The sequence below is a fragment of the Streptomyces sp. NPDC031100 genome (genome assembly GCF_055570785.1).
This window is the reverse complement of sequence record NZ_JBVIGN010000006.1, coordinates 77,516-102,327: the sequence shown is the minus strand read 5'-3', so window position 1 is coordinate 102,327 and position 24,812 is coordinate 77,516. Positions and strand designations below refer to the sequence as shown.

23 protein-coding genes and 3 pseudogenes are annotated in these 24,812 nt (G+C 70.2%); 13 read left to right on the top strand and 13 right to left on the bottom strand.

Annotated features, from left to right (window positions below; all coding sequences use genetic code 11):
* Positions 1 to 109 precede the first annotated feature (109 nt).
* A pseudogene (locus ACZ5DS_RS18635) lies at positions 110 to 1,394 on the top strand (IS701 family transposase).
* 328 nt (positions 1,395 to 1,722) lie between these two features.
* Here the strand turns inward: ACZ5DS_RS18635 and ACZ5DS_RS18630 are convergent.
* Positions 1,723 to 2,517: a hypothetical protein gene (locus ACZ5DS_RS18630; RefSeq protein WP_468239538.1), complete on the bottom strand. Its 795-nt coding sequence runs from the start codon at positions 2,515 to 2,517 to the stop codon at positions 1,723 to 1,725.
* A gap of 130 nt (positions 2,518 to 2,647) precedes the next feature.
* Between ACZ5DS_RS18630 and ACZ5DS_RS18625 the strand changes: the two genes are divergently transcribed.
* On the top strand, positions 2,648 to 3,217 hold the full coding sequence (locus ACZ5DS_RS18625) for a hypothetical protein (protein WP_468239536.1): 570 nt from the start codon (positions 2,648 to 2,650) through the stop codon (positions 3,215 to 3,217).
* Between the two features lie 192 nt (positions 3,218 to 3,409).
* On the opposite strand, the gene ACZ5DS_RS18620 is transcribed toward ACZ5DS_RS18625, so the two are convergent.
* Positions 3,410 to 4,315, bottom strand: coding sequence for a S41 family peptidase (locus tag ACZ5DS_RS18620; protein WP_468239533.1), 906 nt, complete (start codon positions 4,313 to 4,315; stop codon positions 3,410 to 3,412).
* A 57-nt stretch (positions 4,316 to 4,372) separates the two neighbouring features.
* Here ACZ5DS_RS18620 and ACZ5DS_RS18615 point away from each other — a divergent pair, with 57 nt between their 5' ends.
* Together ACZ5DS_RS18615 and ACZ5DS_RS18610 are read left to right on the top strand one after the other, a co-directional pair.
* Positions 4,373 to 4,915: an ArsR/SmtB family transcription factor gene (locus tag ACZ5DS_RS18615; RefSeq protein WP_468239531.1), complete on the top strand. Its 543-nt coding sequence runs from the start codon at positions 4,373 to 4,375 to the stop codon at positions 4,913 to 4,915.
* Positions 4,916 to 5,014: 99 nt separating this feature from the next.
* Entirely contained in the window at positions 5,015 to 5,398 is a 384-nt protein-coding gene (locus tag ACZ5DS_RS18610; RefSeq protein WP_468240330.1) for a VOC family protein, read from the top strand.
* Between the two features lie 117 nt (positions 5,399 to 5,515).
* Here the strand turns inward: ACZ5DS_RS18610 and ACZ5DS_RS18605 are convergent.
* From ACZ5DS_RS18605 to ACZ5DS_RS18585, 5 genes and pseudogenes are all read right to left on the bottom strand, one after another.
* Positions 5,516 to 6,609, bottom strand: a pseudogene (locus ACZ5DS_RS18605) (IS110 family RNA-guided transposase).
* Positions 6,610 to 6,772: 163 nt separating this feature from the next.
* Positions 6,773 to 7,123: pseudogene (locus tag ACZ5DS_RS18600) on the bottom strand (transposase); the annotation flags it as partial.
* A 327-nt stretch (positions 7,124 to 7,450) separates the two neighbouring features.
* Positions 7,451 to 7,615, bottom strand: coding sequence for a hypothetical protein (locus tag ACZ5DS_RS18595; protein ID WP_468239529.1), 165 nt, complete (start codon positions 7,613 to 7,615; stop codon positions 7,451 to 7,453).
* A gap of 709 nt (positions 7,616 to 8,324) precedes the next feature.
* On the bottom strand, positions 8,325 to 9,089 hold the full coding sequence (locus ACZ5DS_RS18590) for a CAP domain-containing protein (RefSeq protein ID WP_468239526.1): 765 nt from the start codon (positions 9,087 to 9,089) through the stop codon (positions 8,325 to 8,327).
* A 415-nt stretch (positions 9,090 to 9,504) separates the two neighbouring features.
* Entirely contained in the window at positions 9,505 to 10,578 is a 1,074-nt protein-coding gene (locus ACZ5DS_RS18585; protein ID WP_468239523.1) for an NAD(+)/NADH kinase, read from the bottom strand.
* Between the two features lie 250 nt (positions 10,579 to 10,828).
* Between ACZ5DS_RS18585 and ACZ5DS_RS18580 the strand changes: the two genes are divergently transcribed.
* Entirely contained in the window at positions 10,829 to 11,530 is a 702-nt protein-coding gene (locus ACZ5DS_RS18580) for a DUF4232 domain-containing protein (RefSeq protein ID WP_468239521.1), read from the top strand.
* A 60-nt stretch (positions 11,531 to 11,590) separates the two neighbouring features.
* Here ACZ5DS_RS18580 and ACZ5DS_RS18575 read toward each other — a convergent pair whose 3' ends face one another.
* Positions 11,591 to 12,466 (bottom strand): serine hydrolase, encoded by an 876-nt coding sequence (locus ACZ5DS_RS18575; RefSeq protein ID WP_468239518.1) that lies wholly within the window; start codon positions 12,464 to 12,466, stop codon positions 11,591 to 11,593.
* Positions 12,467 to 12,701: 235 nt separating this feature from the next.
* Between ACZ5DS_RS18575 and ACZ5DS_RS18570 the strand changes: the two genes are divergently transcribed.
* Positions 12,702 to 14,153 (top strand): purine-cytosine permease family protein, encoded by a 1,452-nt coding sequence (locus ACZ5DS_RS18570; RefSeq protein ID WP_468239516.1) that lies wholly within the window; start codon positions 12,702 to 12,704, stop codon positions 14,151 to 14,153.
* Between the two features lie 295 nt (positions 14,154 to 14,448).
* Here ACZ5DS_RS18570 and ACZ5DS_RS18565 read toward each other — a convergent pair whose 3' ends face one another.
* Positions 14,449 to 15,753 carry an MFS transporter gene (locus tag ACZ5DS_RS18565; protein ID WP_468239514.1) on the bottom strand — a complete coding sequence of 435 codons (1,305 nt, stop codon included), beginning with the start codon at positions 15,751 to 15,753 and terminating at the stop codon, positions 14,449 to 14,451.
* A 54-nt stretch (positions 15,754 to 15,807) separates the two neighbouring features.
* Positions 15,808 to 16,293 carry a hypothetical protein gene (locus tag ACZ5DS_RS18560; RefSeq protein ID WP_468239511.1) on the bottom strand — a complete coding sequence of 162 codons (486 nt, stop codon included), beginning with the start codon at positions 16,291 to 16,293 and terminating at the stop codon, positions 15,808 to 15,810.
* 160 nt (positions 16,294 to 16,453) lie between these two features.
* Here ACZ5DS_RS18560 and ACZ5DS_RS18555 point away from each other — a divergent pair, with 160 nt between their 5' ends.
* The 3 genes from ACZ5DS_RS18555 to ACZ5DS_RS18545 all read left to right on the top strand — a co-directional run bounded on the left by ACZ5DS_RS18555 (position 16,454) and on the right by ACZ5DS_RS18545 (position 19,512).
* Entirely contained in the window at positions 16,454 to 16,795 is a 342-nt protein-coding gene (locus ACZ5DS_RS18555; protein WP_468239509.1) for an ArsR/SmtB family transcription factor, read from the top strand.
* Positions 16,796 to 16,993: 198 nt separating this feature from the next.
* Positions 16,994 to 18,634: a sigma-70 family RNA polymerase sigma factor gene (locus ACZ5DS_RS18550; protein WP_468239506.1), complete on the top strand. Its 1,641-nt coding sequence runs from the start codon at positions 16,994 to 16,996 to the stop codon at positions 18,632 to 18,634.
* Between the two features lie 575 nt (positions 18,635 to 19,209).
* Complete coding sequence (locus ACZ5DS_RS18545) at positions 19,210 to 19,512, top strand: DUF1905 domain-containing protein (RefSeq protein ID WP_468239504.1); 303 nt, start codon at positions 19,210 to 19,212, stop codon at positions 19,510 to 19,512.
* Here ACZ5DS_RS18545 and ACZ5DS_RS18540 read toward each other — a convergent pair whose 3' ends face one another.
* Positions 19,513 to 19,908, bottom strand: a complete 396-nt coding sequence (locus tag ACZ5DS_RS18540; protein WP_468239502.1) for a response regulator — start codon at positions 19,906 to 19,908, stop codon at positions 19,513 to 19,515. It abuts the gene before it with no gap.
* Between the two features lie 252 nt (positions 19,909 to 20,160).
* On the opposite strand from ACZ5DS_RS18540, the gene ACZ5DS_RS18535 reads away from it, so the two are divergent.
* From ACZ5DS_RS18535 to ACZ5DS_RS18520, 4 genes are all read left to right on the top strand, one after another.
* Positions 20,161 to 20,568: an ATP-binding protein gene (locus ACZ5DS_RS18535; protein ID WP_468239500.1), complete on the top strand. Its 408-nt coding sequence runs from the start codon at positions 20,161 to 20,163 to the stop codon at positions 20,566 to 20,568.
* A gap of 97 nt (positions 20,569 to 20,665) precedes the next feature.
* Positions 20,666 to 22,186 (top strand): sensor histidine kinase, encoded by a 1,521-nt coding sequence (locus ACZ5DS_RS18530; protein ID WP_468239497.1) that lies wholly within the window; start codon positions 20,666 to 20,668, stop codon positions 22,184 to 22,186.
* 150 nt (positions 22,187 to 22,336) lie between these two features.
* Positions 22,337 to 22,789, top strand: coding sequence for a MarR family winged helix-turn-helix transcriptional regulator (locus ACZ5DS_RS18525; protein ID WP_468239495.1), 453 nt, complete (start codon positions 22,337 to 22,339; stop codon positions 22,787 to 22,789).
* A 9-nt stretch (positions 22,790 to 22,798) separates the two neighbouring features.
* Positions 22,799 to 23,212, top strand: coding sequence for an SRPBCC family protein (locus ACZ5DS_RS18520; RefSeq protein WP_468239492.1), 414 nt, complete (start codon positions 22,799 to 22,801; stop codon positions 23,210 to 23,212).
* A gap of 31 nt (positions 23,213 to 23,243) precedes the next feature.
* On the opposite strand, the gene ACZ5DS_RS18515 is transcribed toward ACZ5DS_RS18520, so the two are convergent.
* Both ACZ5DS_RS18515 and ACZ5DS_RS18510 read right to left on the bottom strand, forming a co-directional pair.
* Positions 23,244 to 23,399 (bottom strand): DUF6131 family protein, encoded by a 156-nt coding sequence (locus tag ACZ5DS_RS18515; RefSeq protein ID WP_468239490.1) that lies wholly within the window; start codon positions 23,397 to 23,399, stop codon positions 23,244 to 23,246.
* A 123-nt stretch (positions 23,400 to 23,522) separates the two neighbouring features.
* A complete protein-coding gene (locus ACZ5DS_RS18510; RefSeq protein ID WP_468239487.1) occupies positions 23,523 to 24,689 on the bottom strand; it encodes a PucR family transcriptional regulator in 1,167 nt (388 codons plus the stop codon).
* Positions 24,690 to 24,812 lie beyond the last annotated feature (123 nt).

Below are 24,812 nucleotides of genomic sequence, written 5' to 3'. Positions count from 1 at the left end.
TGGATGCGGCCACCGGAGATCATCGCAAGTTGTGTGGACTGACGATGAAACGGTGGCCGCGGGCCACACCATAGAACCCGCCCGCTGGAAGGAAACCTTCGACAGCCTGATGAGGCGCTTGGCGGGCCGCTTCGCACGGGTCGAACCGCGGCGACGGACGGCACGGCTGGTGCTCGGACTCCTGTCGGATCTACCACGCAAGAATTGCTGGACGATCGCCGAGTGGGCCGGAGAGGCCACCCCGTACGGCATGCAGCATCTGCTGTGCCGTGCCTCCTGGGACGCGGACGCCGTCCGGGACGATGTTCGCGACTACGTCGTCGAACACCTCCACGACGACGAGACGGTCTTGGTGGTCGACGAGACCGGCGACCTGAAGAAGCGCACCTACACGGTCGGCGTTCAGCGCCAGTACACCGGCACTGCGGGGCAGAATCGAGAATTCCCAGGTCGCGGTCTACCTCGTCTACGCGGGCCGCCGAGGGCACGCGGCGGTGGACCGGGAACTCTACGTGCCCCGCTCGTGGACCGCTGATCCGGACCGCTGCCGGGCCGCCGGACTGGACGAGGACATCGCCTTCGCTACCAAGCCGGAGCTGGCCGCCCGTATGATCAGCCGGTTTTTGGACGCCGGCCACCATGCGGGCTGGGTCGCGGACGATGAGGTCTACGGCGGCAATCCGAGGTTGCGGGCCGCGCTGGAGGAGCGCGGGGCCGGCTACGTGCTCGCCGTTGCCTGCTCGTCCGAAGTCACCACGACCGGCGGGAAGTTCCGGGCGGACGCGCTGGCTGCGAAGGTCCCCCAACGGGCCTGGCAGAGGCTGTCGGCAGGGGCCGGCGCCGGTGGACACCGCTTCTACGACTGAGCCGTCATCGACCTCACCGCCCCCGGGACCGGCCACCGCCAGATATTGATCCGCCGCAGCCACACCACCGGCGAACTCGCCTACTACCACTGCTGGTCACCCGTCCCCGTGCCTCTGCCCACACTGGTGCGGGTCGCCGGATCGAGATGACGGGTCGAGGAGACCTTCCAAGCAGGAAAGGGCCTGACCGGGCTGGACGAACGTCAGGTCCGCCGCTTCACCTCCTGGTCCCGCTGGGTCACCCTCGCCATGCTCGCCCACGCCTTCCTCGCCGTGGTCCGGGCCGACGAGCACGCCCGGCACCCCGCCCCGGACGGACTGATCCCGCTCACCTGCAACGAGACCCAGCGACTGTTCACCACACTCGTCGCCCGGCGCAATCACGCTGTCATTCACCGGCTCGGCTGGGCCGGCTGGCGACGTTGCCACCAGGCACGAGCACGAGCCGGTCATTACCGGCGCCAAGCCGCATCCCGGACAGTCAGCAGAAGTCGAGCAGGACGCCCTTGTCCACGCAGTACTTCATGAATTCGATCAGCTGGCGGGTGGCATCGATGCGCCGTTGGAGGACGAGATCTGTGTTCCCGCGCGTGCATCTTGGCGGTCTCTTCAGGGCTGTTGCTGTCATCGGCGACGGCGAGGACGACACCCGATAGGAGGACGGCCGCGCCAAAAATCCACTTCCCCCCACCGTTATGAGCGGCAGAGGACAGCGATCAACTGCCGCTCTGTAGAAGAGGTCTGTGAAGGCGCCGCCCCGCTGAGCAGCTGATCGTCACTGCGGCCGGGACGGGGCCTTGTCGCCGGCCGCTCCTCTCCTGGGTCGAGGAAGGTACGTCCCAGTCGCTCCGTCCGGTTAGCAGGCGATCGGAACCCAGGTGTGCACGGGGTAGGTGAAGGTGGAGGAGTCTCGGAAGCTCGACAGGATGTCGAGTTCCGCGCCGGTGGGCGGGGCGACCAGCCTGAACGTCTGCCAGGCGTCGCCGGTGGAATCGGTGGTGCCGGACGCTCCGGAGGTATAGCCCTTCTTGCCGGGGATCCAGTAGTCGGTCCAGACCGGCACTCCCGCGAGGCCGGGCCCGTCGTGCGAGCGGTGCACGGTCACGTCCACCGCGCGGACGGAGAACGGCCATTTGCCGACGGTGGTGCACTGCTGGAAGACGGTGGTGGGGGCGAGGTCCGGCCACCACCTTTTGTCGACCTCGCTCGTGTTGTCCCGCGTGCAGTGGAGCAGGGGGCGCGTCAGCGTGTTGCTGTAGTAGGTGCCGTCGGTCCAGGCGATCTCGAAACTGATGCTCAGCGTCGAGTCGGCGGGTGGGTAGTCGATCGTGTAGTTGAAGGTGGCGTTTCCCCTGACGGGGTCGTACTGGCCGAAGAGGGTGCCGTACTTGCTGGTGCCGGGGATGGTGTAGACGACGGTGATCTTGGACCCGGCGGGGTCGTGCCCGATGGCTTCCAGGTTCAGACTGAGCCGGTCCACGGGTACGGCGATGGTCGTCCTACTGCTCCCGATGGTGTCTATGCCGCAGTGCTGGTCGATGTAGGGATCACGGGCATCTATGCCGGCGAAGGCGGGTGACGTTCCGGCGGCGGTCAGACCAATGAGTACGGCCAGACTCGCGATCAGTGCTCTCCAGGTTCTCCAGGTCATCGCGGATGCTCCCTCAGATGGTCGGTGCCGACGGTGCCGTCCACTTGCGGCGGCAGAGACGCCGCCACGGGGCACCCGGTTCCGGCTCTGAACTGCTTGTGCTGGAGCCAATCAGGCCCGGCAGCTCGGGATGACCCTCAACACGATCTTGCGTTTCTCGCGTGCCGCTACTGCGGAGGAGATGTTCACCGGGCAGTGGCAAAGCCGTGCGACCAGGCTCGATGACTACAAGCCCTACCTCGATCAGCGTTGGCAGGAAGGCTGCACCAACGCCTGGAAACTGTGGGGGGAGATCAGGGGAAAGGGCTATCTCCGCGGCTACGCCAGTGTCCGTGCCTACGTCAGCAGGACGCTTCGCGGCAAACCCCAACCGGTCGGACCCCGCCCGCCGTCAGCCCGGGCCGTTACGCGCTGGATCCTCACCCACCCCGACGCCCTACCCGAAGGTGACCGGCTCCAACTCAAAGCCGTCCTGGCCAATTGCCCCGAGCTGACGGCACTTGCCGAGCACGTGCGCTCCTTCGGGCAGATGGTCGCTCACCTCCAGGGTGACCAGTTGCCGACCTGGATCGAAGCGGCTACCTCCACCACCGAACTGCCTGGCCTCCGGAGCTTCGCCCAACACCTCGAACGCGACCTCGACGCCGTCACCGCGGCCTCACACTGCCCTGGAACTCCGGCGTCGTGGAGGGTCATGTAACCGGATCAAGATGCTCAAGCGCCAGATGTTCGGCCGCGCAGGATTCGATCTCCTGCGCAAACGACTCCTGTTGGCGTAACCGAGAGTCACGCGACCACATGAAGTGGACCAGAGCCGGTTCTCGTGAACAAAGCCACATCCAGTGTCTCGGGGGAGGCGCTGTGCGCAGTGCTGTCGATGAGCTGGACCGGGTCAGCCTGCCAGTCGGGCGAGGGCCAGCGCGTGAGCGTGGTCGAGGGAGTCAGCAGCAGCGCAAGGGATGTCCGGCTGCACACCGGTGCCCTCCCAGTTCGTGCTGGAGACGGGGTTGATGGCGCGGCCAACGGGCACGGTGGCTTCCAGGTGTGGGTGCACCGTCCAGCCCCTGCACGGGTGTGCGCCGCCGCGGGTGCGCTCGCCGACGACTACGGCACGGCCGAGCTGCTGGAGGTCGTACGCCAGCTCTTCAGCGGCAGAGAAGGTGCTGTCGCTGGACAGCACATACAACGGCTTGCTGCCGCCGAAGCGCGCGCCGGGAACGTGCGGCAGGCTCCAGGACTGCTCACTGCGCTCGCCGTTGCGCCAGTGCATGGTGTTGAGGTGGGTGCGCTCGTCGAGTAGGTAGCTGCAGACGAAGGCGACCGTGTCCGGGTCGCCGCCCCGGTTGGCGCGAAGGTCCACGATCAGCGCCTGGGCGCGGGAGGCCAGGGTGAGCGCGGCGCCCAGCGGTTCGGCGGCCCACTCCAGCGGGAACAGCATCGGTGCCAGCTCCACCACGGCGACCCCTCCGTCGAGCAACTGCACCCGGGGCGCACCGCCCAGCGAGGTGTCGAAGTCCCGGCGCATGGCGTCCCGGGTGGCCGCATCCTGCTTCGGGGAGACCGGGTCGGCGTGGTGCTTCAGCCTCAGGTGTCGGTCGCCGTTGACGGACTGCAGGTCCGCGGTGACCAGACTGGCGAGCTCCTCGGCGTCGTCGACGTCGTAGGCGCCCTCGGTGAGACGTCGTTGCAGCAGACCGGCGAGCTGCTCGGCTATCTCGGGGAAAACGTAGTGCTCGATCAGGAGCCGGGCTGTCTCGTCGATGACAGGGGCCGGCCGAAGCTTCGTTGAAGTCGTCATGGCAGGGAGTAGAGCACTGCCCTTGCTAAAGCGTCAAAGAGTTTAGACACTTTTGGTATGCCTGGTCAGCCTCCTTATCTGCCACCCCCTGAGGATGTTCTGGAGATCGTTGCGCCTGAGCAGTTCGCGGCGCTCGCCCACCCGTTGCGTCAGCGGTTGCTCTTCGCCCTGGGCCACCGGCCTGCCACCACCAGCCAGCTTGCGGCGCACCTCGACGCGAAGAAGGGCAACGTGGCCCACCACCTCAAAGTCCTCCGCGAAGCCGGGCTGGTCCACATCGCCGAGACCCGCCAGGTCCGCGGCGGCACCGAGCAGTACTACCAGCGCACGGCCCGCCACATGGTCGTCGCCGAACCCCAAGCGGCAGGCACCGCCGCGATGCTCGCCGCGGTCGCCCAGGAGCTGGACCTCTCACCCGCCGAGACCCACCTGAGACTGCGCCACCTGCGTCTGAGCCCCGCGAAGGCAAGAGAACTCGGCGAGACCCTCGCCCAACTGGTCGACGAGGCCGAGGAAAATGCCGAGGACCAGCCCCTGCACGGCGTGCTGGTGGCGCTCTATCAGCAGGCCCTGCCGACCAGCACCACCAGTTCCGCCTAGGGCGTGTATCGAAAGAGCTGCCAGGTGCCCGAACTGTACGCGCGAAGAGCGAGCGCAACTCGGTGGCGTCTGGAGCGAAAATCAGGAAGGCTCGCGCGCATGGTCTCGGTATTGCAGAACGTGGCGATTGACTGTGCAGATGCCTACGAGCTGGCCCGGTTCTGGAGCAGGGTGACCGGCCGTCCGCTGCATCCCGAGGACAAACCGGGTGATCCGGAGACCCAGGTGTTGTTGGCGGAGGGCCCAGCGCTCTACTTCAACCAGGTGCCCGAGCCCAAGACGATCAAGAACCGGATCCATCTGTGTTTGCGCCCAGAGACCTCGCGTGAACAGGAGGTGGAACGGCTGCTGGGCCTCGGTGCCACCCTTGTCGCCGATCTCCGGAATCCCGATGGCTCTGGCTGGGCGGTCCTTGCCGATCCCGAAGGCAACGAGTTCTGCGTTCTGCGCAGCGAGTCCGACCGAGCCGCCATGACTTCCTGACGCTTCCGTTTCCGTCCCAACTGGCTTCGGATGAGTGCTGGTCACAGCCACTCGTTGATGGCCGCGACGAGGACGGTCGCTTCGTATCGGACCGCGAGCTTGATGCCCCTATGGATGTCAACGCGCTGACGCCGCAGCGCACTTGGGTGGGCTGACCATCTGGTAGATCTCTCGTGCGACGTAGCGTTTGAGGCAGCGGATGGCTTCGCGGCGGGTCTTGCCCTGGGCAACACGACGCTCCACGTAGTCGCGGGTGCGGGCATCCCAGCGCAAGCGGGCCAGGACGATGGTGTAGAGCGCGGAGTTGGCCTGGCGGTCGCCGCCTCGGTTGAGCCTGCGACGCTGGGACTTACCCGAGGATGCCTCTACCGGGCTGACGCCGCAGAGTGCGGTGAAGGATGACTCGCTGCCCATCCGGTCCGGGTTGTCGCCGGCCGCTATCAGCAAGGCGGCGGCGGTGTCCGGGCCGACGCCGTAGCGGTCAGCAGCCGCGGTGCGCAGACGGTGATTGCCCTGGTGATCCGTGCGGTGAGGTCTTTGATCTCCTCGGTGAGATGCTGGATGCGCCTGGCCAGCAGCCGAAGTGTGTGGCGGGCCGCCGCTGCCGGGGCGGTGTCGTCGGCGGCCTCCAGCTCGGAGCACGTCCGGATGAGTTTGGGATTGCTCAAGCCGGTCAGTGTCTCGCGCAGGGCGGGTTCGGCGACGACCAGGATGGCCTTGAGCTGGTTGATCGCCTGCGAACGAGACTTGGTCGCGGAAACCTTGGCCAATTTGAACATACGGATGGCCTCCACCGGGCTGTCGCTGGTCTTGGCGGTGGCGGTGGCACGTCCGGAGAGCACGGCCTGGGCAGCGGCTGCGGCGTCGATCGCGTCGGTCTTGCCGCGTCGCCGCCGGGTGGCCTTGTCCGGTTGGTTGACCTCGGTAACCGTGATTCCCTCGCGGTGCAGGTAGCGCGTCAGTGCGGCGCCGTAGGAGCCGGTGCACTCCACGCCGGCCCGCTGCAGATGACCGAAGGCACATGCCCAGGCCAGCAGTTGTTGGTAGCCATCCTCGGTGGTCGGAAAGCTGCGGGTATCCAGCAGGGCTCCCGCTGTGGTGATCACTGCGGCCACGTGGATGTCCTTGTGGGTATCCACGCCGAGCACGACATCTTCGATCGGTTCGGGCGCGTGGTGACGGGGACGGGTGGGCTGAGTCATGCTGGGCACGGTTGCCTGTCTCCTGAGCGCTTCGGGAACACGGGTGGCCGACGCCGGTCCAGGTGTGGCGGTCAGGACTGTGACGGTGCCTGTCGCGAAGGCCCCTATCGGGACACGCCCACCGGTCCGGCGGCAGCACGCGCCGCCTCGAGCGGTGGTCGGCAGATCAAACTCAGGGCATCAGCGCCAGTCGTACCTCGGGCCAGACCACCGCCCGAGGCGGCACCCGATCATCCTCACAGTCGTACCTCGTAGCCACAGCCCGGTGCCGCTTGAGGCGATTGATGCCGCACTCGACCGCGTGCCGGGCCTTGTAGTCCTCCGGGTCGAACTTCGGCGGCCTGCCACCGTTCGAGCCGAGCTTCTTGCGGTTGCGGGCTTGGTCGGCCTTGTCCGGGATGGTGCAGCGGATCCGGCGCCGACGCAGGTAGGCGCGGTTCTTCCGGGAGGCGTACGCCTTGTCGGCGCGCACACGATCGGGCCGGATGCGGGGCCTGCCCGGCCCGATGCGGGGCACACGGACCTTCTCCAGGATGTCGAAGGACATCCAGCACTCCGAGACCCTGATCACCTGGCCGCCGTCACCCTCGTGGCCAGGCGCCTCGCCCGGATGGGAGCCATCCCCAGCCGGCCGAGGAATCCGGCGCAGGCCAACGGTTGACCGCACCTACATCGTCAGACATGGTCACCGAACCCCACGAACGTCTGCCCACCCGGCCCCCGTTGCACGCCCGCGTCACCATCGAACGCAGCCAACACCGGCCCGTACCCCTCACCGAACCCGCCCCGCCGCGCACCTGCCGAATCCCCCTTCCCCCTCTACGGTCCCCATGGCCCGACCCACAAGGGGTTACCTCATGCCCACACGGCGCACGCTCATCGGCAGCTCCTGGAAGAACCGCTCCAGCCGCGCCGGGTCGTCGGCGTCGAAGGCGGCGATGCTGAGCGCTTCCACCTCCGCGGCCGCGGTGCGCAGCCGTTCGGGGTCCCGTCCGGTGAGAATCCACCCTGGCACCCTCGGCACGGGCGTGCCTGGCGGTCGCCAGTCCGATGCCCGAGCTCCCGCCGATGACGACGAGGGGGCTGTCCGAGCAGCGCCGGGTCGCGGGGAGTGCTCCCCGTCGACGGCTCAACGCTCATGGATCCTCCTCTGCCGCAACGGGCCGTGCCGCCCAACGGCGTTGGCGCGGCACGTCGGCGGCTCCTGGAGCAGCCGGAAGGTCTTGACCCGGCGGAACAGTTCCGGCAGGGCGAGCTTCGCTTCGGTCCGGGCGAGCGGGGCGCCGAAGCAGGTGCGGATTCCGGTGGAGAATCTCAGGTGCTCGTTTCGACGAGGATGGCCCGGACCGGGCAAGCGCGGCCTGTTCCACCCGGTCACGAGCCCCTCATCGAAGCGAGGGGAGAACCGCAGCGCCTCATCCGCCGTGCAGGGCGAAGACGTCGGGGGCGACAAAGACGTACTGCGCGTATCCCTGGCGCCGGTTGAGATCGACGACAAGCCTCATCTGGAACCCGCTCCCTGCGCGGGCCGCGACAGCCGCGGGCTCCCAGGACCTCCCTGAAGGGAAGACCGCGAGCGGTGTCGCCGAACTCGAGCGCGCTGATGCGGCGCCGGGGCTCATGGCCGACGGATCGACGAGTGGGCACGCGTCGAGGTCAGCTGCAAACAACGCGGACACAGCCCCTGAAGCCGCCCAGCCATGAGCACAACCGCCGTTGCCGTACTAGCGGGCGGTGCCGAAGTCCTGGGTCCAGTAGCTGTTGGGCTGGGCCAGGCCGACGCCTATCTCCTTGAACGAGCAATTGAGGATGTTGGCCCGGTGGCCGGGGCTGGACATCCAGCCCGCCATGACCTGCTCGGGAGTGGTGTAGCCGTAGGCGACGTTCTCGCCGTAGGTGCTCCAGGTGTAGCCCGCGCTCGTGATCCGGTCGCCGGGGGAGGAGCCGTCGGACCCGGTGTGCGACATGTTCTGGTGGGCCGCCATGTCCTGGCTGTGGGCCTGCGCCACCTTGGTCAGGGTCGCGTTCAGGGTCAGGGCCGAGCAACCCACCTTGCTGCGCTCGGCGTTGACGAGCGCCACGATGCGCGCGACGACCCCGGACGCGGTGGCGGTGGGCTTCGGGGTGCTCGGTGAGACGGGAGCGGCGGAGGCGGGGCCGGTCGCCTTGGGGGCGCTGTGCGTCGCGGCGGGCTTCGGCTTCGGCTTGATGGTCTTGTGCGGGCTCGGAGAGGCGGTCGGAGTCTGCGACGCCGCCGGAGTCGGCCGGCCGGACGCGACGCCGTTCCAGTGGTGATCCCAGTGGTGATGGCGGTGGGCGTGGTACTGCCAGTTCTGGGCCGCGTGGTTCCCGGCGCCGCCTGCCTGGTTCTCTGCGTTGTCCGGCCAGCCGGAACAGGCCATGGCGACGGACGGTACGCCCACGGCGCCCAGGACGACAGCGGCCATGACCACTCGCCGGTAGTGCTGCTTCTTGCGATGCTTCGCCATGCGTGACCTCACCGGTAGTCGCCGAGCGCGGCCCGTCGCGGCCGCCCCGGCGCGGACTCCGCTCCTGAACTGCGGAGACTTCCTGCGGGCCGTCATTGTTAGAAGGGCTTCAAAGGGAGCGCAAAGGCCATTCATACTACCTTGCTTCGTAGACGTCGGAGGCCCTTGCCAAGGGCATGCGCGCGTGCTCGTCCCTCTTGTTGCGTCTATGGGAAGAGCTGTCGCCCCGTCAGAAACCCCATGGCTTTCGGAAAACGGGCGAAAGGCCCGACCCGGGGGAATGTCGTCACGCCGGTCGTGGAAGGTGTCCGCACCAAGACGGACAAATCCCATATGTCGCCAGGGCGGGATCTACTATCCGGCACGCCTAGTCCTCGGAGGTGGCGTGACGGATGTCACGGAACCAAACCTTCCGTTATGGAATCCGACGGGACGCGTCGGGAGCGGAGGGCAGGGCGAGGTGGGCGAGGTCGACCGGCGGGGGCGTCCGTACCGGCCACAGCGGAGCGGCGTCCCCGTCGGCGAGCGCGGCCGGCGCGTCGGTGAGGTTCATGCGCTCGCGCAGCCGGCCGTAGAAGTCCATGGGGCCCAGCCGGACCGCCTTGAGCCGGCGGGGAGCGGCGTACACGCCGATCCAGTCCCCGGGGTTGAGTACCCCGCGCACCTGTCCGTCGATGCTGACGGCGGCCTGGCCCGAGCGTTCCAGGACGCGCAGGGCGATGGGCTCGTCCGGAGCGGCCACGACCGAGCGGTTGAACGTCATGTGCGGGGCGACCGGGGTGAAGATGAGGCCTTCCGCGCGGGGCGAGACGACCGGACCGCCGGCGGCGAAGCTGTACGCGGTCGACCCCGTGGGCGTGGCCACCAGCAGCGCGTCGGCGGAGTACGACGCGAGGAGCCGCCCGGCCAGATAGACACCGACCGACACCTGCCGGTCCCTGGCCAGCTTCTCGAGGACGACGTCGTTCAGCGCGGTCACGTTCAGGGCGACGCCCCAGTCGTCTCCGGTTTCGCACTCCACGCGGACCCGGGGCGGGGGCAGCATCGGGCCCCGGCCGTACCGCATCATCGCCTCCAGGTTCTCGGGCACCTCCAGTCGGCAGGAGGCCCGCAGGGTGAGCAGCATCCGGCTCTCGACGGTGATCCGCTCCTCCCGTACGGCGTCCAGCGCCGCGCGCACCGCCGTGGCGGGCACCTCCGTCAGGAAGCCCAGCCGCCCCAGGTCGACGCCGAGGATCAGGGCGTCGTTCTCGGCAGCCAGCCGGGCACCGCGCAGGAAGGTGCCGTCGCCGCCCAGGGTGACGATCAGGTCCGGATCGCCCGCGGTGTCGAGCTCCTCCCGGGCACTGTGCCGCTCGCCCTCCTGCCACACGTCGATGTCGGTGCACGCGACGGCGTGCTCGGCGCACCACGCCCGCACGGTGCTCGCGGCGGCCACAGCCTCCGCCCGCCCGCCGTGCACGACCAGGCCGATACGGTTCACCGTCATGTCCGCCTCCCAGCGGCCGGCACAGGTAGCCCTCCCCACCACGATCCCAGCCGCCACCTCGCACGGCACGCCGCCGGCGGTTCGCCGCCGGGCCCCCGATCAGGGATTCCGTGCCGATCCGGCCCGCTTCCTGTCACTGCCATGTCACAGCCGTCCCCCAGGGGAACCCCCGGTCAGGTGGCCCTGTCTAGGTTCGTGAGCACCGGCTCGGAGCCGGTCGACCTGTGCACTTCGGACATCGGGGGATCCCATGCAGTACCGAGAGACCATCCGCGTCACCGCGACGGCGCTGGCCGCGCTCGCAGCCGCCGCGTCGCTGTCGGCGTGCCAGTCGGGCGGCGGCGAGCCGACGGCGAAGACGCCGTCGTCGTCCCCGACCACCGCGGCCGCCTCCCCCACGGCCTCCGCCCCGACGACCGCTGGGTCCTCCGGCGGCGGCACGTCCACCCCTGCCGGCGCCCCTGCGTCCCCTGCGTCCCACACGTCGGCCGGTACGTCGGCCGGCACCGCGCCGAGGTGTGCGGCCACCGCCCTGAAAGCGACGGCGTACCAGGCCGCCGACCGTCCCGACGGCACCGGCACCGGCGCGGCGATCATCGAGTTCACCAACACCTCCGGAAAGGCGTGCACCCTCAAGGGCCACCCGTCGGTGGCCGGGGCGGGCAACGGCTCGCCCGAGCACAACAAGCCGCTGACGGTGACGCCCGTGGGGTCCGCCTCGAGCGTGCGGGTCGCGCCGGGCGGCAAGGCATGGGTGAAGCTGACCTTCGTCCAGGTGCAGGGCGAGGCCGACGGCTACTGCGTGTCGGGCGCGGAGCCCGTCGCGTTCCCGACGCTGGTCGTCGGCCTGACCGGGTCCGGGGCGCACCAGGTCGCCCTGTCGGACGGTGTGTTCGCCGAGTGCGACAACAAGGTCACCGCGACCGCGGTCACGGCGATCAAGCCCGCCTGACCGGCGGTCCTGCGCCGCCCCCCGCCGAGCGCCGGGGGCGGCGCCCCGGACGCCTGCTCGTCAGCGGGCCGTCGCGGAGGAGACGGCGGCTCGGGCCGCCCGTTCCACCAGGGCGACGCCGTCCTTCATCGACGTGCTGCCGTCCGAGAGCACCGCGACGAGGTAGTGGTGCCCGCCCGTCGTGATCCGGCCGACGCTGTTGACGTCCCACAGCCCGGTCGTGTTGCGCTGCAGCCAGCCGTTCTTCAGGGCCCACCCGGAGCCGGCGGCCGCCGAGACGCCCCAGGACTGCTCGTCTGCGACACGGCTCATCAACGTGCGGATGTAGGCGCGGGACGTGTCACTGAGCCCCGGCGCGGAGGCCGTCTTCGCGGCAGGACCCGTGTCGAACACGGCCCGCAGCAGCCGTATCTGGTCACGCGCCGTGGTCCGGGTCAGCCCCCACTTCGCACCGGGACCGCCCTTGGTGGTGATCAGCCCCAGCCGCTTGTTCGCCGCCTCGAGGCCGGGAGCCAGGCCGATGCGCCGCCAGAGAGCGTTGGCCGCCGCGTTGTCGCTGTGCTCGATCATCGCCTCCGCCTTGGCGCGATCCTGCGCGGCCAGGGCGTGCCCGGAGTCCTGCGCCCGGAGCAGCACCGCGGCGAGGATGTCGACCTTGATGATGCTCGCCGTGTCGTAGGGGGCGTCGTCGCCGTACACCGCGGGCGTCCGGCCCGCGCCGTCCAGGTCGAGGACCGCGGCCGTCACCCGCGCCTTGCCCTGGGCCTGCACCGTCGTGCGGAAGTCGGCCGGTCCGGAGCCGGAGCGCGGCGACGCGGTGGCCGCGGCCGCCTGTGCCGGGTGCAGCGCACCGGCCGCGAGCAGCGTCGACACCGCGGTGGCAAGCACGCCGCAGACCGCCGCGCGGTGCGACAGGGGTCGGGTTCGGTACGCCATGGTGAGGAGCCTCGGCAGTTCGGGGGTGGGGACACAGCCCTGCGAACGTAAACAAAACGCCCGCTCTGCGAAGTGACCGCGGCCACGGCCGGGCCCTTTTGGGCATGAATTGTGAGCAGAACAACAGGAGGTGGGCGTGACCATCGCTCACGCTGTGTGATGGCCCGCCTGGCTTGCGCTCCTCACCCGCGGGGCAGAAGGTGACCAGAGAGTCGGACCGGGCTCAGGAGGCGTTATGAGCACAGCGGAGGAGCCGAGGGTGTCCGGCCTGGAGGTCCGGTCCATCGACTACGTGCCCCTGAACGAGCGGCACGGCAGGCTCTGGCATCTCGGTCCGCTCTGGTTCATGTCCAACGCGCAGATCGCCACCCTGGCGGTGGGGCTGATCAGCATCACCGAGGGCGGAAACCTCATCTGGTCGTTGCTGGCCATCGTCGCCGGCACCGTCACCGGCACCTTCTTCATGGCCTTCCACTCGGCCCAGGGCCCCCAGCTCGGCCTGCCGCAGATGATCCAGTCGCGGCCCCAGTTCGGGTACGTCGGCGCCCTCCTGGTGTGGCTCTTCGCGTATGTGCAGTACGCGGGATTCAACGTCTTCAACAGCATCCTCGCCGCCGACGCCCTGCACACCACGCTGCACGGCGGCGTCAAGCTGTGGGTGGTCGTGGTCACCGCGGTCGCGCTCGTCATCGCGCTGGTGGGCTACGACATCATCCACAAGGCCGAGCGCTTCCTGACGTACACCTTCCTCGTCATCTTCGGGATCTTCACCGTCGGCGTCCTGGTCAACCTGCACTACCCGGCAGGCTCCTTCGACCTCGGCGCCTTCAAGTGGACCCCGTTCCTGGCCCAGTTCGGCGTGGTCGCCGGCTACCAGATCAGCTGGGCCATCTACGTCTCGGACTACTCGCGCTACCTCCCGCCGGACGTGACGGTCCGCAAGACCTTCTACTGGACGTACTTCGGCTCCGCGCTCGGCGGCATCTGGCTGATGGTGCTCGGCACGCTGCTGGCCGCCTGGGCCGGCAAGGACTTCGAGACGATCGCGTCGATCAACGCCGCCGGCGACAAGATCTTCGACGGGTTCGGCGCGATCGTGCTGCTCTTCGCCGCCCTGGGGCTGGTGTCCGTGACCGCGCTGAACATGTACGGCGGTTCACTGACCCTCATCAGCGCCATCGACTCGTTCAAACGAGTACGGCCGACCCTCGGCGTACGGCTGCTCACCCTCGGTCTGACCGCGGCGCTCTCCCTGGTAGGTGCCCTGGCCGCGACCTCGAACTTCCTCACGAACTTCAACAACTTCCTGCTACTCGTGCTCTACCTGTTCATCCCGTGGACCGCGGTGAACCTCATGGACTACTACGTCGTGCGGCGCGGACACTACGCGGTCGCGGAGATCTTCAATCCGAACGGCATCTACGGCCGTTGGGGCTGGCACGGCATCATCGCCTACCTGGTCGGCTTCGCCGTCATGATCCCGTTCTTCTCGGTCGGCACCCTGTTCGTCGGCCCTGCCGCCGAGGCGCTGGGCGGAGCCGACATCTCCCTGTTCGTCGGCCTGCCCGTCTCCGCGCTGCTGTACTGGTGGCTGACCCGCTCGATCGACGTGGCGGCCGAGACCCGCGTGGCGGAGGCCGAGGCGGAAGCACTGGAACAGGCGGCACACGAGCACCGCGAACCCTGACCGTCCGCTCACCGAGGGGGCGGCGTTCGGACGGCGTCGGCGAGCAGCGCCTGCGACCGTTCCCACAGGCGCCGGGCGGCGCCGTACAAGCACGTCGCCGACCGGGAGACCCTGCCGGCCGAACCGGCCGCCAAGGGATACGAGCAGCAGCCGGCCCGCTTCGCCGACGCCGTGACGAGGAGCGAGGACCCGGCGGGGCAGCCGGCGTCACGGGCCATCGCACGGCAGCCTGCTGTGGAGTGAGCCGGTAGCAGGGTGGGGCCGGACCGGGCAGAGCGGCAGTGACGGGGGCGCATCAGGCCGGTTCGCCCCGCCAGGAGCCGTCGCGCTGGGCCCAGCGCACGGCGGGGGACACGGCGAGTCCGGCCACGGCGAAGACCACGCCGAGCACCGCCCAGCCGAGCGCGCCGTGGGCGATCGCGGTGACCGTGACCAGCGCAGGGCCCGCCATCATCCCGGCCGACATGCCGGCGCCGAACACTCCCTGGTAGACACCGTGCGCGCGGGCGTCGGCGAGTTCGTAGCCGAGGGTCCAGCCGCCGGCGGCCGACAGCACCTCCGCGAAGACCTGCACCACCGCGCCGGCGCTCAGCAACAGCACCGCCCACACGGGGGAGAGGCCCGCGGACAGGGCGTAGGTGGCGCAGGCCGCCGCCAGCAGCAGCCCCGACCAGCCCATCGCCCTTACAGCGCTGGGCACTTGGGAGGCGCGGCGGGCGACACGCACCTGAAGGAGGGCCACCAGCGCACAGTTGAGGATCATCAGCAGGGCAGCCGTCCAGCGCGGTGCCTCGGTCCGCTCCACGATCCACAGGGGCAGCCCGACCTCGGACAGCGTGTACTGCACGACCAGCACCGCGTTGAGCACGGTCACCGTGAGGAAGGGCAGGTCGCGCACCGCCCGCCAGCGGTCCGCGGCCGGGGCGTCGGCGTCCAGGACCGCGCGCTCACGCACATGCGACGCCAGCGGCAGCCGTGGCACCAGCAGCGCGGGACCCGCGAAGGACAGTGCGTTCAGCACGATCACCGTCAGGTACGCGCCCCGCGTGTCGAGTTGCAGGGCGACCGCGCCCAACGCGCCGCCGACGCCCATCGCGACGTTCGTCACCATCCGCAGATACGCCCGAGCCTCCACCCGCGTCGCCGCCGGCAGCACGTCGGCATACAGGGCGCCCTGCACTCCTCGGCTCGCCATCTGCAACGTCGTCGCGCAGACCACCGCGACGAGGAATCCGATGTAGGAGTGGACCAGGGTGTACGCGGCCGTGGCGATGCCCGTGCCGCCCCACAGCAGAGCCGCGACGCGCCGGGCGCCCCACCGGTCCGCGGCCCGCCCGGCGGGCACCCCGGCGACGACGCCCACCAGGCCCGCGGCCGTCAGCCCGACGCCGACCGCGGTCGCGTCCAGGCCGACGATGCGCGTGAAGTACAGGACGCCGAGCGGGAAGTACAGGCCGTTGCCCAGGGAGTTGACGGCGGTCAGCACGGTGGCGAGCCGCAGTACCGGGTCGGCCGGCAGCAGCCCGCCGGCACGGGTGGCGCGGTCGGCTTCGGGTCTGCCGTGCTGGTCAGGGGCGGGTGAGACGGGTGTCGTGGTCATGTCCGACAGCCAACCCCGTCTCCACCGGCGTCCGACAATGATTTAGCCTGCCACTCAATGATGGAGTTCTCCTTCGCCGTCGGCGACCTCGCCACCACCTCCTTCGCCTACTCCCCGCTGCAGGAGGCGGTGTTCTCGCTGCGCTGCCTGCACGACCCGGCCCGGTACCCGCACCACCGGCCGTGGCTGCGCCGTATCCGCCCGCACCTGGAGACGCTCGACCGCGAACTGCTCACCGCCCTGATCGCCCCCTGGCTGTGGGTGCCCGACTTCCTCACCCCGCGCCCGGGCCGTGCCCGCCCCGTCTTCGCCGAGGAACTCGACGAGGTCCGCCGCACCCCGCCGGACATCGTCGTCGCCGACTTCCACGCCACCTACCGCACCGAGGAGGCCCTTCCGCCGGTCGTCGCGCGGGGCCTGGCCGACCCGGCGGCCTTCCTCGCCCGGCTCGCCGACGCCGTGGACGCCTACTGGCGCACCTGCCTCAACGACAGCTGGTGGCCGCGCGTGCACAGCATCCTGGAGGCCGATCTCGCCCATCAGGCACGGGTGTTGGCGGAACAGGGGGCGGCGGCGCTCTTCGGCGGGCTCGACGCGCGGCTCGTGTGGACCGGCGACCAGCTGCGGCTGACCCGCCCGCCCGACACGGCCCCCCTGGCCACCGGCCGACATCCGCATCGCCGGGCGCGGCCTGGTGCTGATGCCGACGCTCTTCGCCCGCGGCGCCCAGACGGTGATCGACCCCTCGCGCCCACCGGTGCTCATCTATCCGGCCCGTGGCCGCGCGACCCTCTCCGAGGCACCGCCACCGGTCACCGACCGCGCCCTGGTACGACTCCTCGGCCGCCCCCGAGCCCGCCTGCTCAGCCTCCTCGCCGAACCCGCCTCCACGACCGAACTCGCCCACCGCCTGGACGTCACCCCCGGCGCGGTCAGCCAGCACCTGGCCGTCCTCTACGACGCGGGCCTGCTCAGCCGCACCCGCAGCGGCCGCACCGTCCGGTACGCGCGCACGGCTCTGGGGGACGAACTGTGCCGTTAGGGCCAGTTCGCCCAGGTGACCGAACTTCCGGGCGCACGCCCCGCCGTGCCCCTCCTGTGACGTTCCCCATGGCGAGGGTGAGCCCGTCGCCGCCACCCTGTCGTCGAACTAATCTCCGAAGAACTGTTATCGGGGGCTCACCGGGCGGTCTCCCAGGTATCGGACAGCACCGTTCGGCACGAGGACAGGAAGCGATTGATGAGTACACAGCACACGGTGGACACGGCGGCGTTGGTGACGGCTGCCCGTGCGGGTGACCCGCAGGCCCAGGACGCCCTGGTCAGCGCGTACCTCCCGCTGGTCTACAACATCGTGGGGCGTGCTTTGAACGGCTCGGTCGATGTCGACGACGTGGTGCAGGAGACCATGCTCCGCGCCCTGGACGCGCTGGGCGGTCTGCGGACGCCTGAGAGCTTCCGCTCCTGGCTCGTGGCGATCGCGATGAACCAGGTCCGCGCGCACTGGCAGGACCGGCAGGTCGCGCCGGGCGCCGTCGAGGAGGCCGAGGATCTCGCGGATCCGGGCGCGGACTTCGTGGACCTGACGCTGGTGCAGCTCCAGTTGTCCGGCCAGCGCCAGGAGACCGCGCGTGCCACCCGCTGGCTGGAGCCGGAGGACCGAGGACTGCTGTCGCTGTGGTGGCTGGAGTGCGCCGGTGAGCTGACCCGCGGCGAGGTCGCGGCGGCCCTCGAGCTGTCGCCGCAGCACACGGCGGTCCGGGTGCAGCGGATGAAGGCGCAACTGGAGGCGGCCCGCGTGGTGGTCCGGGCGCTCGACGCCCAGCCGCCGTGCGAGGACCTGCGCGGCGTGCTGGCCTCCTGGGACGGCCGGCCCTCGGCGCTGTGGCGCAAGCGCATAGCCCGGCACGCCCGCGGCTGCGCACGCTGCTCCGGCCTGTGGAGCGGGCTGATGCCGGCGGAGGGGCTGCTGGCCGGGCTGGCGCTGGTCTCGGTGTCGACCGCGCTGCTGGCGAGGCTGGGTCACGGCGCGGGCGGGATGGCCCTGGCCGGCTCGGCGTCCCGGCCCGACGCCTCCGCAGCCCACGCCGAAGCCGGCCCGGCGGACGGCCACCGCGCGTCGCGCGGCCGCACGCCCTCCCGGGGCGAGGCCCGCAGGCGCCGGCGGATCCGGCGCCGGGCGGTCGGCGGCGCCGTCGTCGCGGCCTGCGTCGCGGGTGGCGGCATCTGGTACCTGGGCACGGACGCCGGGACAGGGAACGCAGGGACGACCGCCGCGCAGACCGCCGGCGATCCCGTCGTCGACCTCGCCGCACCCCGCGCCGTCGAGACCTCGCCGTCGGCCTCGGCCACGGCGACACCCTCCGCATCGCCGTCCAAGAAGGCGAACAGCCCCAAGAAGACCCCCAAACCCGCGAAGAAGAGCGCGCCGGCCCCCAGCCGGACGGCTAGGGCCCCGCAGACCGCGCCCACTACACCGCAGGCGCAGTCGGCCCCCTCGGGCACGGTGGCGCAGGTGGTCGCGCTGGTGAACAAGGAGCGGTCGGCCGCCGGCTGCGGGCCGCTCACGGAGAACGCGCAGCTGGAGAAGGCCGCGCAGAACCACTCCGACGACATGGCCGCCCGGAACTTCTTCGACCACACCAACCCGGACGGCGCGGACCCCGGTCAGCGCATCACCGCCGCCGGCTACCGCTGGTCCACGTACGGGGAGAACATCGCCATGGGCCAGCAGACGCCTCAGGCCGTGATGGACTCCTGGATGAACAGCCCCGGCCACCGCGCCAACATCCTCAACTGCTCGTTCAAGGAGATCGGCGTGGGCGTGCACCGAGGGTCGGGCGGCCCGTGGTGGACACAGGACTTCGGCGCCAAGCTCTGACGCGGGTCGTACCAGGGGGCGCGGCGCGCGAACGAGGTGACCCCGAGGTCGGCTCGCTCAAGTCGTCAACTGCCGTGCCGACACGCGCCGTTCCCCCTCCCCGCAACGGTTGTACCCGGCCTTGCCCCGCGCCCTGCGCTCGGCGCATGGACCCTGTTCGACCGCCTGCCCCACGGGCAGGCGCAATGGGCTGCGACGGCCGCGACCGGCCCGGCGCTGCTCGCCCGGTTCCGCTGGCTGGACCTGTACAGCAGACAGTGCGACGCGGCGGACCGATGGGATGCGCACGCCAACAACCCACCCCCACCGTTCTGCACCCGGCCCTGGGGAAACTGGCAGCGAGGGCCCCGCAGAGCGTGTCCCGGCTGCGGGTCAGTCGGATGCGCATGTGCCCTCGCGACAGCCGCGGACGACGGCGCGGACACCCTCGACCGGCCGAACCGAGCCCGCGGCTCGGCTGACCGGCCGCAGGTGCCTTGAGCCCGCCAACTGAGTCGCGGTCAGGGCACGTTGAGGTCCGGACACCGCATGTACGCTGGGCCGACCTGCGCTCATCGAGGAACGGGACCGACCGCATGGAACTTTCCTTCACCAGCCGTGTGATCGAGTGGCGCGGGCCCTCGCCCTACTGCTTCGTCGCCGTGCCGGACGAGGAGTCCGCTGACATCCGCGAGGTCGCGGCGATGGCCACGTACGGCTGGGGCGTGATCCCGGTCGAGGCCCGGATCGGTGAGACCGCCTTCACGACGTCGCTCTTCCCGAAGGACGGCGCCTATCTCCTGCCGCTGAAGAACGCCGTGCGCAAGCCGGAGGGCCTTGCGGAGGGTGACGACGTGATCGTGGAGATGTCCGTACGCCTCCAGGCTCCGTCGCCGTGATCACCTTCCTGGAGGCCCGTTGACCGGGTCGTCCCGCCAGTCGTCGTCCGCCCCGGCGAGCAAGGTGCGGATGGCATCGCCCGACAGGCGCTCCTTGGACAGGAAGCCCACCGCGGGGCTCGCCTCGATCAGGTCGGCGTACTCCTCCTCGGCGTGGCTGGAAATCAAGATCACCGAAAGGGGTGCCGGACCGGTCTCGCGCTGCAGCCGGCCGGCCAGCTCCAGGCCGCTCTCGGCACCGAGGTCGATGTCCACCAGCGCCACGTCCGGTGTGATCTCCTCGGCCAGCCGGAGCGCGTGGGCGCTGTCCCGTGCCACACCCACGACGGCGACGTCCTGGTGCGAGAGCAGGCAGCGCGCGGCGTTCAGGAAGTAGGGGTTGTCGTCGACAACCATGCACCGCAGCATGCCTACAGGATCCCAGGGCGGCATCTGGTCGGCATTCCTGCTAGCTGTATTCGCAGCCCGTTCGGCCCTGCAGTCACCGCTCGGTCCGTGTGCTGCTGCCAACTGCAGTCCGGCCACTCCGGCTGACCGGTAGAGACATTGGGCGCTGGCCGCGAAGACGCACCCGGGTGGCGGACGCGAAGATGGGGGAATCCAGGACGGACGGCGCTCCAAGCCCCGGTACTGGAGGAGGTGATGGACGTGAGGTACGACCACCGCGCATCGACGTCCGCACATCCGTGGCCCCTGGCGCACCGTCCGGAAGCCGCCGGGCAGGCCCGCACCATGGCTCAGGCGTTGCTCACGCGGTGGGGGGTCGCCGGCGAGGTTGCGGACTCGGTCCTGCTGACCGTCTCCGAGCTCGTCGCCAATGCCGTGCGGCACGCTCAGCCGCCGCTGAGCCTGGGACTGGGCCACGACCCCGCCACCGGGCATGTGCATGTCGAGGTGGCGGACGGAGGTCCCGCGGGCCCCGACTGGGCAGCAGGCCTCGCCGACGACGAACACGGTCGCGGACTGATGATCATCGACCAGGTCACCGCGGCCCACGGTGACCGGCAGGAAGCGGGCCACGCCGTCCACTGGGCCGACATCGCCTACGCGGTGTGACCCGACCGCGACAGCTCACCGATCACTTGCCCTTCACCCTGTTATGTCACACTTTGATTAGCTACGTCCGTTCATGCCCGGTCAGGGAAGCGATGCGATGGCACGGCGTTGGGTCCGCTTGCCGGCTCTGCGCCGGCCGAACCAGCTGCTCGCCGGCGTGACCATGGTGGCTGCGGTGACCGGCGTCATCGCGCTCCTCAAGCCGCACATCGCCTCAGGGCACCTTCTGGCGCTGTATCTGCTCGTCGTTCTGCCCGTCGCCGTCGTGTGGGGGACGAGGCTGGCGCTGGCCATATCGGTGCTGTGCATCGTGGTCTACACCTACCTGTTCGTTCCGCCGCTACACGCGCTGCAGGTCGACACCGCCGAGAACATCGTCGCCCTGGCCGTCTTCCTCCTGACGGCCGTGGTCGTAGGACAGCTGGCCGCCCGGCTGCGGCAGGCGGTACGGGCGGCGGAGCGGCTGCTGGAGGAGCAGGCCGCACTGCGCAGGGTTGCCACACTGGTCGCCCAGGGTCCGCCCGCAGCGGTCTTCCAGGCCGTCACCCGCGAGGTCGGTCTGCTGAGCGGTGCCGATGTGGCCCGTATGGAGCGCTACGAGGCGGACGGGACCGTCACCGGCGTCGCCGCCTGGAGCAGGAGCGGACGACCGGACCCCTTGCTCGTCGGTACCCGTTTCGACCTGGACGGGCTGAGCGTCGCCCGCGATGTACGGCACAGTGGACGCCCGGTCAGGATCGAGAGCTTCGCGGGCGCCACCGGGGCGATCGCACGGGAGGCGCGTGCGGTGGGCATCCGCTCGTCGGTCGGCTGCCCGGTCACTGTGGGCGGGCGCCTGTGGGGGGTGATCGCCGCCTCGACGCACAGCGACCGACCCTTCCCGGGGAACACCGAGGCGCAGATCGCCAGCTTCACCGAGCTGGTCGCCACCGCCATGGAGAACGCCGAGGCCCGTGCCGAGCTGACCGCCTCACGCGCCCGCATCGTCAACGCCGCTGACGAGACGCGCCGGCAGATCGAGCGCGACCTCCACGACGGCGTCCAGCAACGGCTCGTATCGCTGGTGCTGCTTGTGGGGTCCGCGCAGGCGATGGTGCCGGGCGGGCTGGCCGAGCTCCGTGCGAGGCTCCACGAGGTGGCCACCGGGTTGACGGATGCCTCGAACGAACTGCGCGAGATGGCGCGGGGCATCCACCCTTCGATCCTCGCCAGGGGTGGTCTCGTCTCCGCGCTCAAGGCGCTTGCCCGCCGCTGCCCCGTCCCGGTCGATCTCGTGGTCCATGCCGAAGGCGGGCTGCCCAAGCAGGTCGAGGTGAGCGGTTACTACGTCGTCTCCGAGGCGCTGACCAACGTGGTCAAGCATGCGCGCGCCTCGGCCGTCACGGTCACCGTCGAGCACGGCGACGAGACGCTGAGCCTGACCGTCCACGACGACGGCGTCGGCGGTGCCGACTACGCCCGCGGTACCGGCCTGGTCGGTCTCAAGGATCGGGTGGAGGCCCTCGGCGGCCGGATCTTCGTGGACAGTCCGCGCACAGTGGGAACCACCGTGCGTGCCGAACTGCCGCTCTCCGACAGGGACCGGCCCTACGCGGAGCTCGCACGCGGGCGGCAGTGAACCGGGCGACGGCCGCAGAAGCTTGTCCAGCGCCGTCCAGGTGCCCGCGTCGGCGAAGCGGCAGGGCACCGTCACGCAGGCCGGCCACAGATGGCGACTTGCGCGAATCATTGCCTTGACAACAATTGCCTAGGCACTCATGCTATTGGTGTGACTACGACACACGGACTGCACGACCACCTCGGCTACTGGCTGCGACGACTCTCCGACGAGGTCCACGCCCGATTCGAAGCCGAGATCGGCCGGCACGGCGTCACCGTCTCCCAGTGGGGGGTGATGGTGAGCGTCTTCCACGGTCACACCACCACCAAGGCGGTCGCCCAGCACATGGCCATCGACCCCGGAGCCGTCTCCCGGCTCGTCGACCGGCTGGCCGCCAAGGGCCTGATCCGCCGCGAACCCGACCCCGCCTCCCGGCGCACCGTGCTGCTCGTCCTCACCGACGAGGGGCGCGCCCTGGTCCCCGTGCTGGCCGGCCTCGCCGACCAGAACGACGCCTACTTCTTCGGCTCGCTCGAGGCCACGCAGCGCAGCCAGTTGGAGAAGTGGATCCGGGATCTCGTCGGCGAACCCCACCCCGCACCACCGCACGCCACACCCTGAGGAGCGACCATGATCGCCCGTTCCGTCACCAAGACCGTGAGCATCGACCGCCCCGTCGCCGAGGTCTTCGCCTTCCTGGCCGACCCCGCCAACTGGTCGAAGTGGGCCGTCGTCAACATCAAGTCCATCGAGCCCACCGAGGACCCCGACTGGTGGGCCATGACGACCCCGGTGGGCCCGGCCAGGCTCCGCCTGCGCCCCGACGCCGAGTTGGGCATCCTGGACCACGACTACGTGGACGACACCGCGTCCTGGCGTGTCCCCGCCCGCGTCGTCCCGAACGGCGACGGCGCCGAGTTCATGATGACCTTCTACCAACCTCCGACGTTCGACGACCGGTTCTTCGACGAGCAGACGGCCCTGGTCGACACCGAGCTGTCCACGCTCAAGGAGATCCTGGAAAGCGCAGACATAACCCGGTAGGGAATGGTGCGACCGTCACCAAGAGCGACGATCACCAATAGTGTCGTCGGCCGCGGACCGCGTGCCCCATGGAGCCCATGAGCCACAGGATCACTCCGACCACCAGGAGGATGACCCCGATGGTCCACAGGATCGAAATGCCGGTCAGGAAGCCGACGATGAGCAGTATGACGCCGAGGGCAATCATGTGTGCCTCCCGCTGGTAGCAGCATTCCTGCTGGTCGAGTGCCCCGAAGTGGCGGAAAGAGTCGTGCGTGGCTCCGAAACCTCTGCTGCGCACCCCAGCGGCCGGTCAACGCCTCCCGCCGCCCTACCGCGGAACGAGCCGCAGCGCGTGCAGCGCGGTGCCGAGGTCGGCGAGGGCTGCGGGATCGGTGAGTGAGCGCTCCGTCAGCTTCTCGATCCGCCGGAGCCGGTAACGCACCGTGTTCGGGTGGATGAAGAGCCGGTTCGCCGTCTCGGCGGCGGAGCCGTTGGCCGTGAACCAGTGCCCGAGCGTCTGCAGGAGCCGTGCCCGCTCGGGCGCCGGCAGTTCCAGGACCGGTCCCAGCACGACCTCGACCAGGCGCGCCGCCTCGGCAGGGGCGGCGGCCACCAGCATGGCGAGGGGACTGTCGTCGAAGCGCGCCACGCCCGGCCCGTCGCCCGGGAGTCCGGCCAGCGCCAGCCGGGCGAACCGCAGCGCCTCGGGGGTGTCGCGCAGCGAGTCGAACCGGGGGCTCACCCCCACCCGCGCCGGACGGTGCCGCAGCGCCCGACGGCTCACCTTCTCGGCATCAGGATGGGCCAGCGAAAGCAGCCCGATCTGCTGGTCGGGCAGCAACCGCCAGGCCGACGGCACACCGCTGTGCCGCAGGGCGGCCTCGATGCCGGGCAGTGGCTCGCCGCCCGGATCCGGCACGGAGGCGGCCACCACGGCGTACGGTCCCCGCTCCGGCAGGCCGAGTTGCCGTGCCGTCTCCCACAAGGTGGTCCGGTCCGCGAGCGCACCCGTGAACAGCGCCTCCACCAGCGCCGAGCGGCGCGCCTCGCGCCGCAGGGCCAGCTCGGCGCTGGCCTCGCGGTAGGCCGCCGCGACCGCCTCCGCATAGCGGCCGAACTGCGCCCAGATCTCCGACGAACCCGCCACCAGATGGGCGTCCGTGACCTCCGGATGCCGTTGGGCCTCCTCGACCATCTGCGCCCACAGGTACTCGAAACCGATCCGGTACGCGTGCAGCGTGTCCGCGAGCGGCACGCCCTGCTCGGCCCGGAGCCGGCCGGTCTCCTCCGCCGGCCGCACATCCGGCTCCGCGTCGAGCGCGAAACGCCCGAGCAACTGGTCGGCGTTGGCCGTGCAGGACTCCCGCAGCGACGCGAACGGGATCAGCGACTCGTCGGCGTAGGACTCGACCTCCGCACAGATGCGCCGGGTCATCCGGTCACCCAGTTCCGGCAGCCGTACCCGCAAGGCCGCGCTCACCTCGGACAGACTCATCCATGCAGCGTACGGCCTGCTCTTTGGTCCCCGGAACAATCCTCGGGCCGGTGAGCTGTTCGCCCGGCCATGGACGCCCCACGGCACGGACGCCACGATGCCGTGAGCGTCGGCGGGGACGGC

Excerpts from the sequence above, each read along its gene's own strand:
- ACZ5DS_RS18560 (WP_468239511.1), bottom strand. The coding sequence starts at position 16,293 with ATGGGCGAGATCGGCCTCCAGGATGCTGTGCACGCGCGGCCACCAGCT.
- ACZ5DS_RS18555 (WP_468239509.1), top strand. The coding sequence starts at position 16,454 with ATGCCGACGCTCTTCGCCCGCGGCGCCCAGACGGTGATCGACCCCTCG.
- ACZ5DS_RS18540 (WP_468239502.1), bottom strand. The coding sequence starts at position 19,908 with ATGGTTGTCGACGACAACCCCTACTTCCTGAACGCCGCGCGCTGCCTG.
- ACZ5DS_RS18565 (WP_468239514.1), bottom strand. The coding sequence starts at position 15,753 with ATGACCACGACACCCGTCTCACCCGCCCCTGACCAGCACGGCAGACCC.
- ACZ5DS_RS18580 (WP_468239521.1), top strand. The coding sequence starts at position 10,829 with ATGCAGTACCGAGAGACCATCCGCGTCACCGCGACGGCGCTGGCCGCG.
- ACZ5DS_RS18585 (WP_468239523.1), bottom strand. The coding sequence starts at position 10,578 with ATGACGGTGAACCGTATCGGCCTGGTCGTGCACGGCGGGCGGGCGGAG.
- ACZ5DS_RS18610 (WP_468240330.1), top strand. The coding sequence starts at position 5,015 with ATGGTCTCGGTATTGCAGAACGTGGCGATTGACTGTGCAGATGCCTAC.
- ACZ5DS_RS18530 (WP_468239497.1), top strand. The coding sequence starts at position 20,666 with ATGGCACGGCGTTGGGTCCGCTTGCCGGCTCTGCGCCGGCCGAACCAG.
- ACZ5DS_RS18630 (WP_468239538.1), bottom strand. The coding sequence starts at position 2,517 with ATGACCTGGAGAACCTGGAGAGCACTGATCGCGAGTCTGGCCGTACTC.
- ACZ5DS_RS18590 (WP_468239526.1), bottom strand. The coding sequence starts at position 9,089 with ATGGCGAAGCATCGCAAGAAGCAGCACTACCGGCGAGTGGTCATGGCC.
- ACZ5DS_RS18620 (WP_468239533.1), bottom strand. The coding sequence starts at position 4,315 with ATGACGACTTCAACGAAGCTTCGGCCGGCCCCTGTCATCGACGAGACA.
- ACZ5DS_RS18615 (WP_468239531.1), top strand. The coding sequence starts at position 4,373 with ATGCCTGGTCAGCCTCCTTATCTGCCACCCCCTGAGGATGTTCTGGAG.
- ACZ5DS_RS18575 (WP_468239518.1), bottom strand. The coding sequence starts at position 12,466 with ATGGCGTACCGAACCCGACCCCTGTCGCACCGCGCGGCGGTCTGCGGC.
- ACZ5DS_RS18625 (WP_468239536.1), top strand. The coding sequence starts at position 2,648 with ATGACCCTCAACACGATCTTGCGTTTCTCGCGTGCCGCTACTGCGGAG.
- ACZ5DS_RS18510 (WP_468239487.1), bottom strand. The coding sequence starts at position 24,689 with ATGAGTCTGTCCGAGGTGAGCGCGGCCTTGCGGGTACGGCTGCCGGAA.
- ACZ5DS_RS18570 (WP_468239516.1), top strand. The coding sequence starts at position 12,702 with ATGAGCACAGCGGAGGAGCCGAGGGTGTCCGGCCTGGAGGTCCGGTCC.
- ACZ5DS_RS18550 (WP_468239506.1), top strand. The coding sequence starts at position 16,994 with ATGAGTACACAGCACACGGTGGACACGGCGGCGTTGGTGACGGCTGCC.
- ACZ5DS_RS18545 (WP_468239504.1), top strand. The coding sequence starts at position 19,210 with ATGGAACTTTCCTTCACCAGCCGTGTGATCGAGTGGCGCGGGCCCTCG.
- ACZ5DS_RS18520 (WP_468239492.1), top strand. The coding sequence starts at position 22,799 with ATGATCGCCCGTTCCGTCACCAAGACCGTGAGCATCGACCGCCCCGTC.
- ACZ5DS_RS18515 (WP_468239490.1), bottom strand. The coding sequence starts at position 23,399 with ATGATTGCCCTCGGCGTCATACTGCTCATCGTCGGCTTCCTGACCGGC.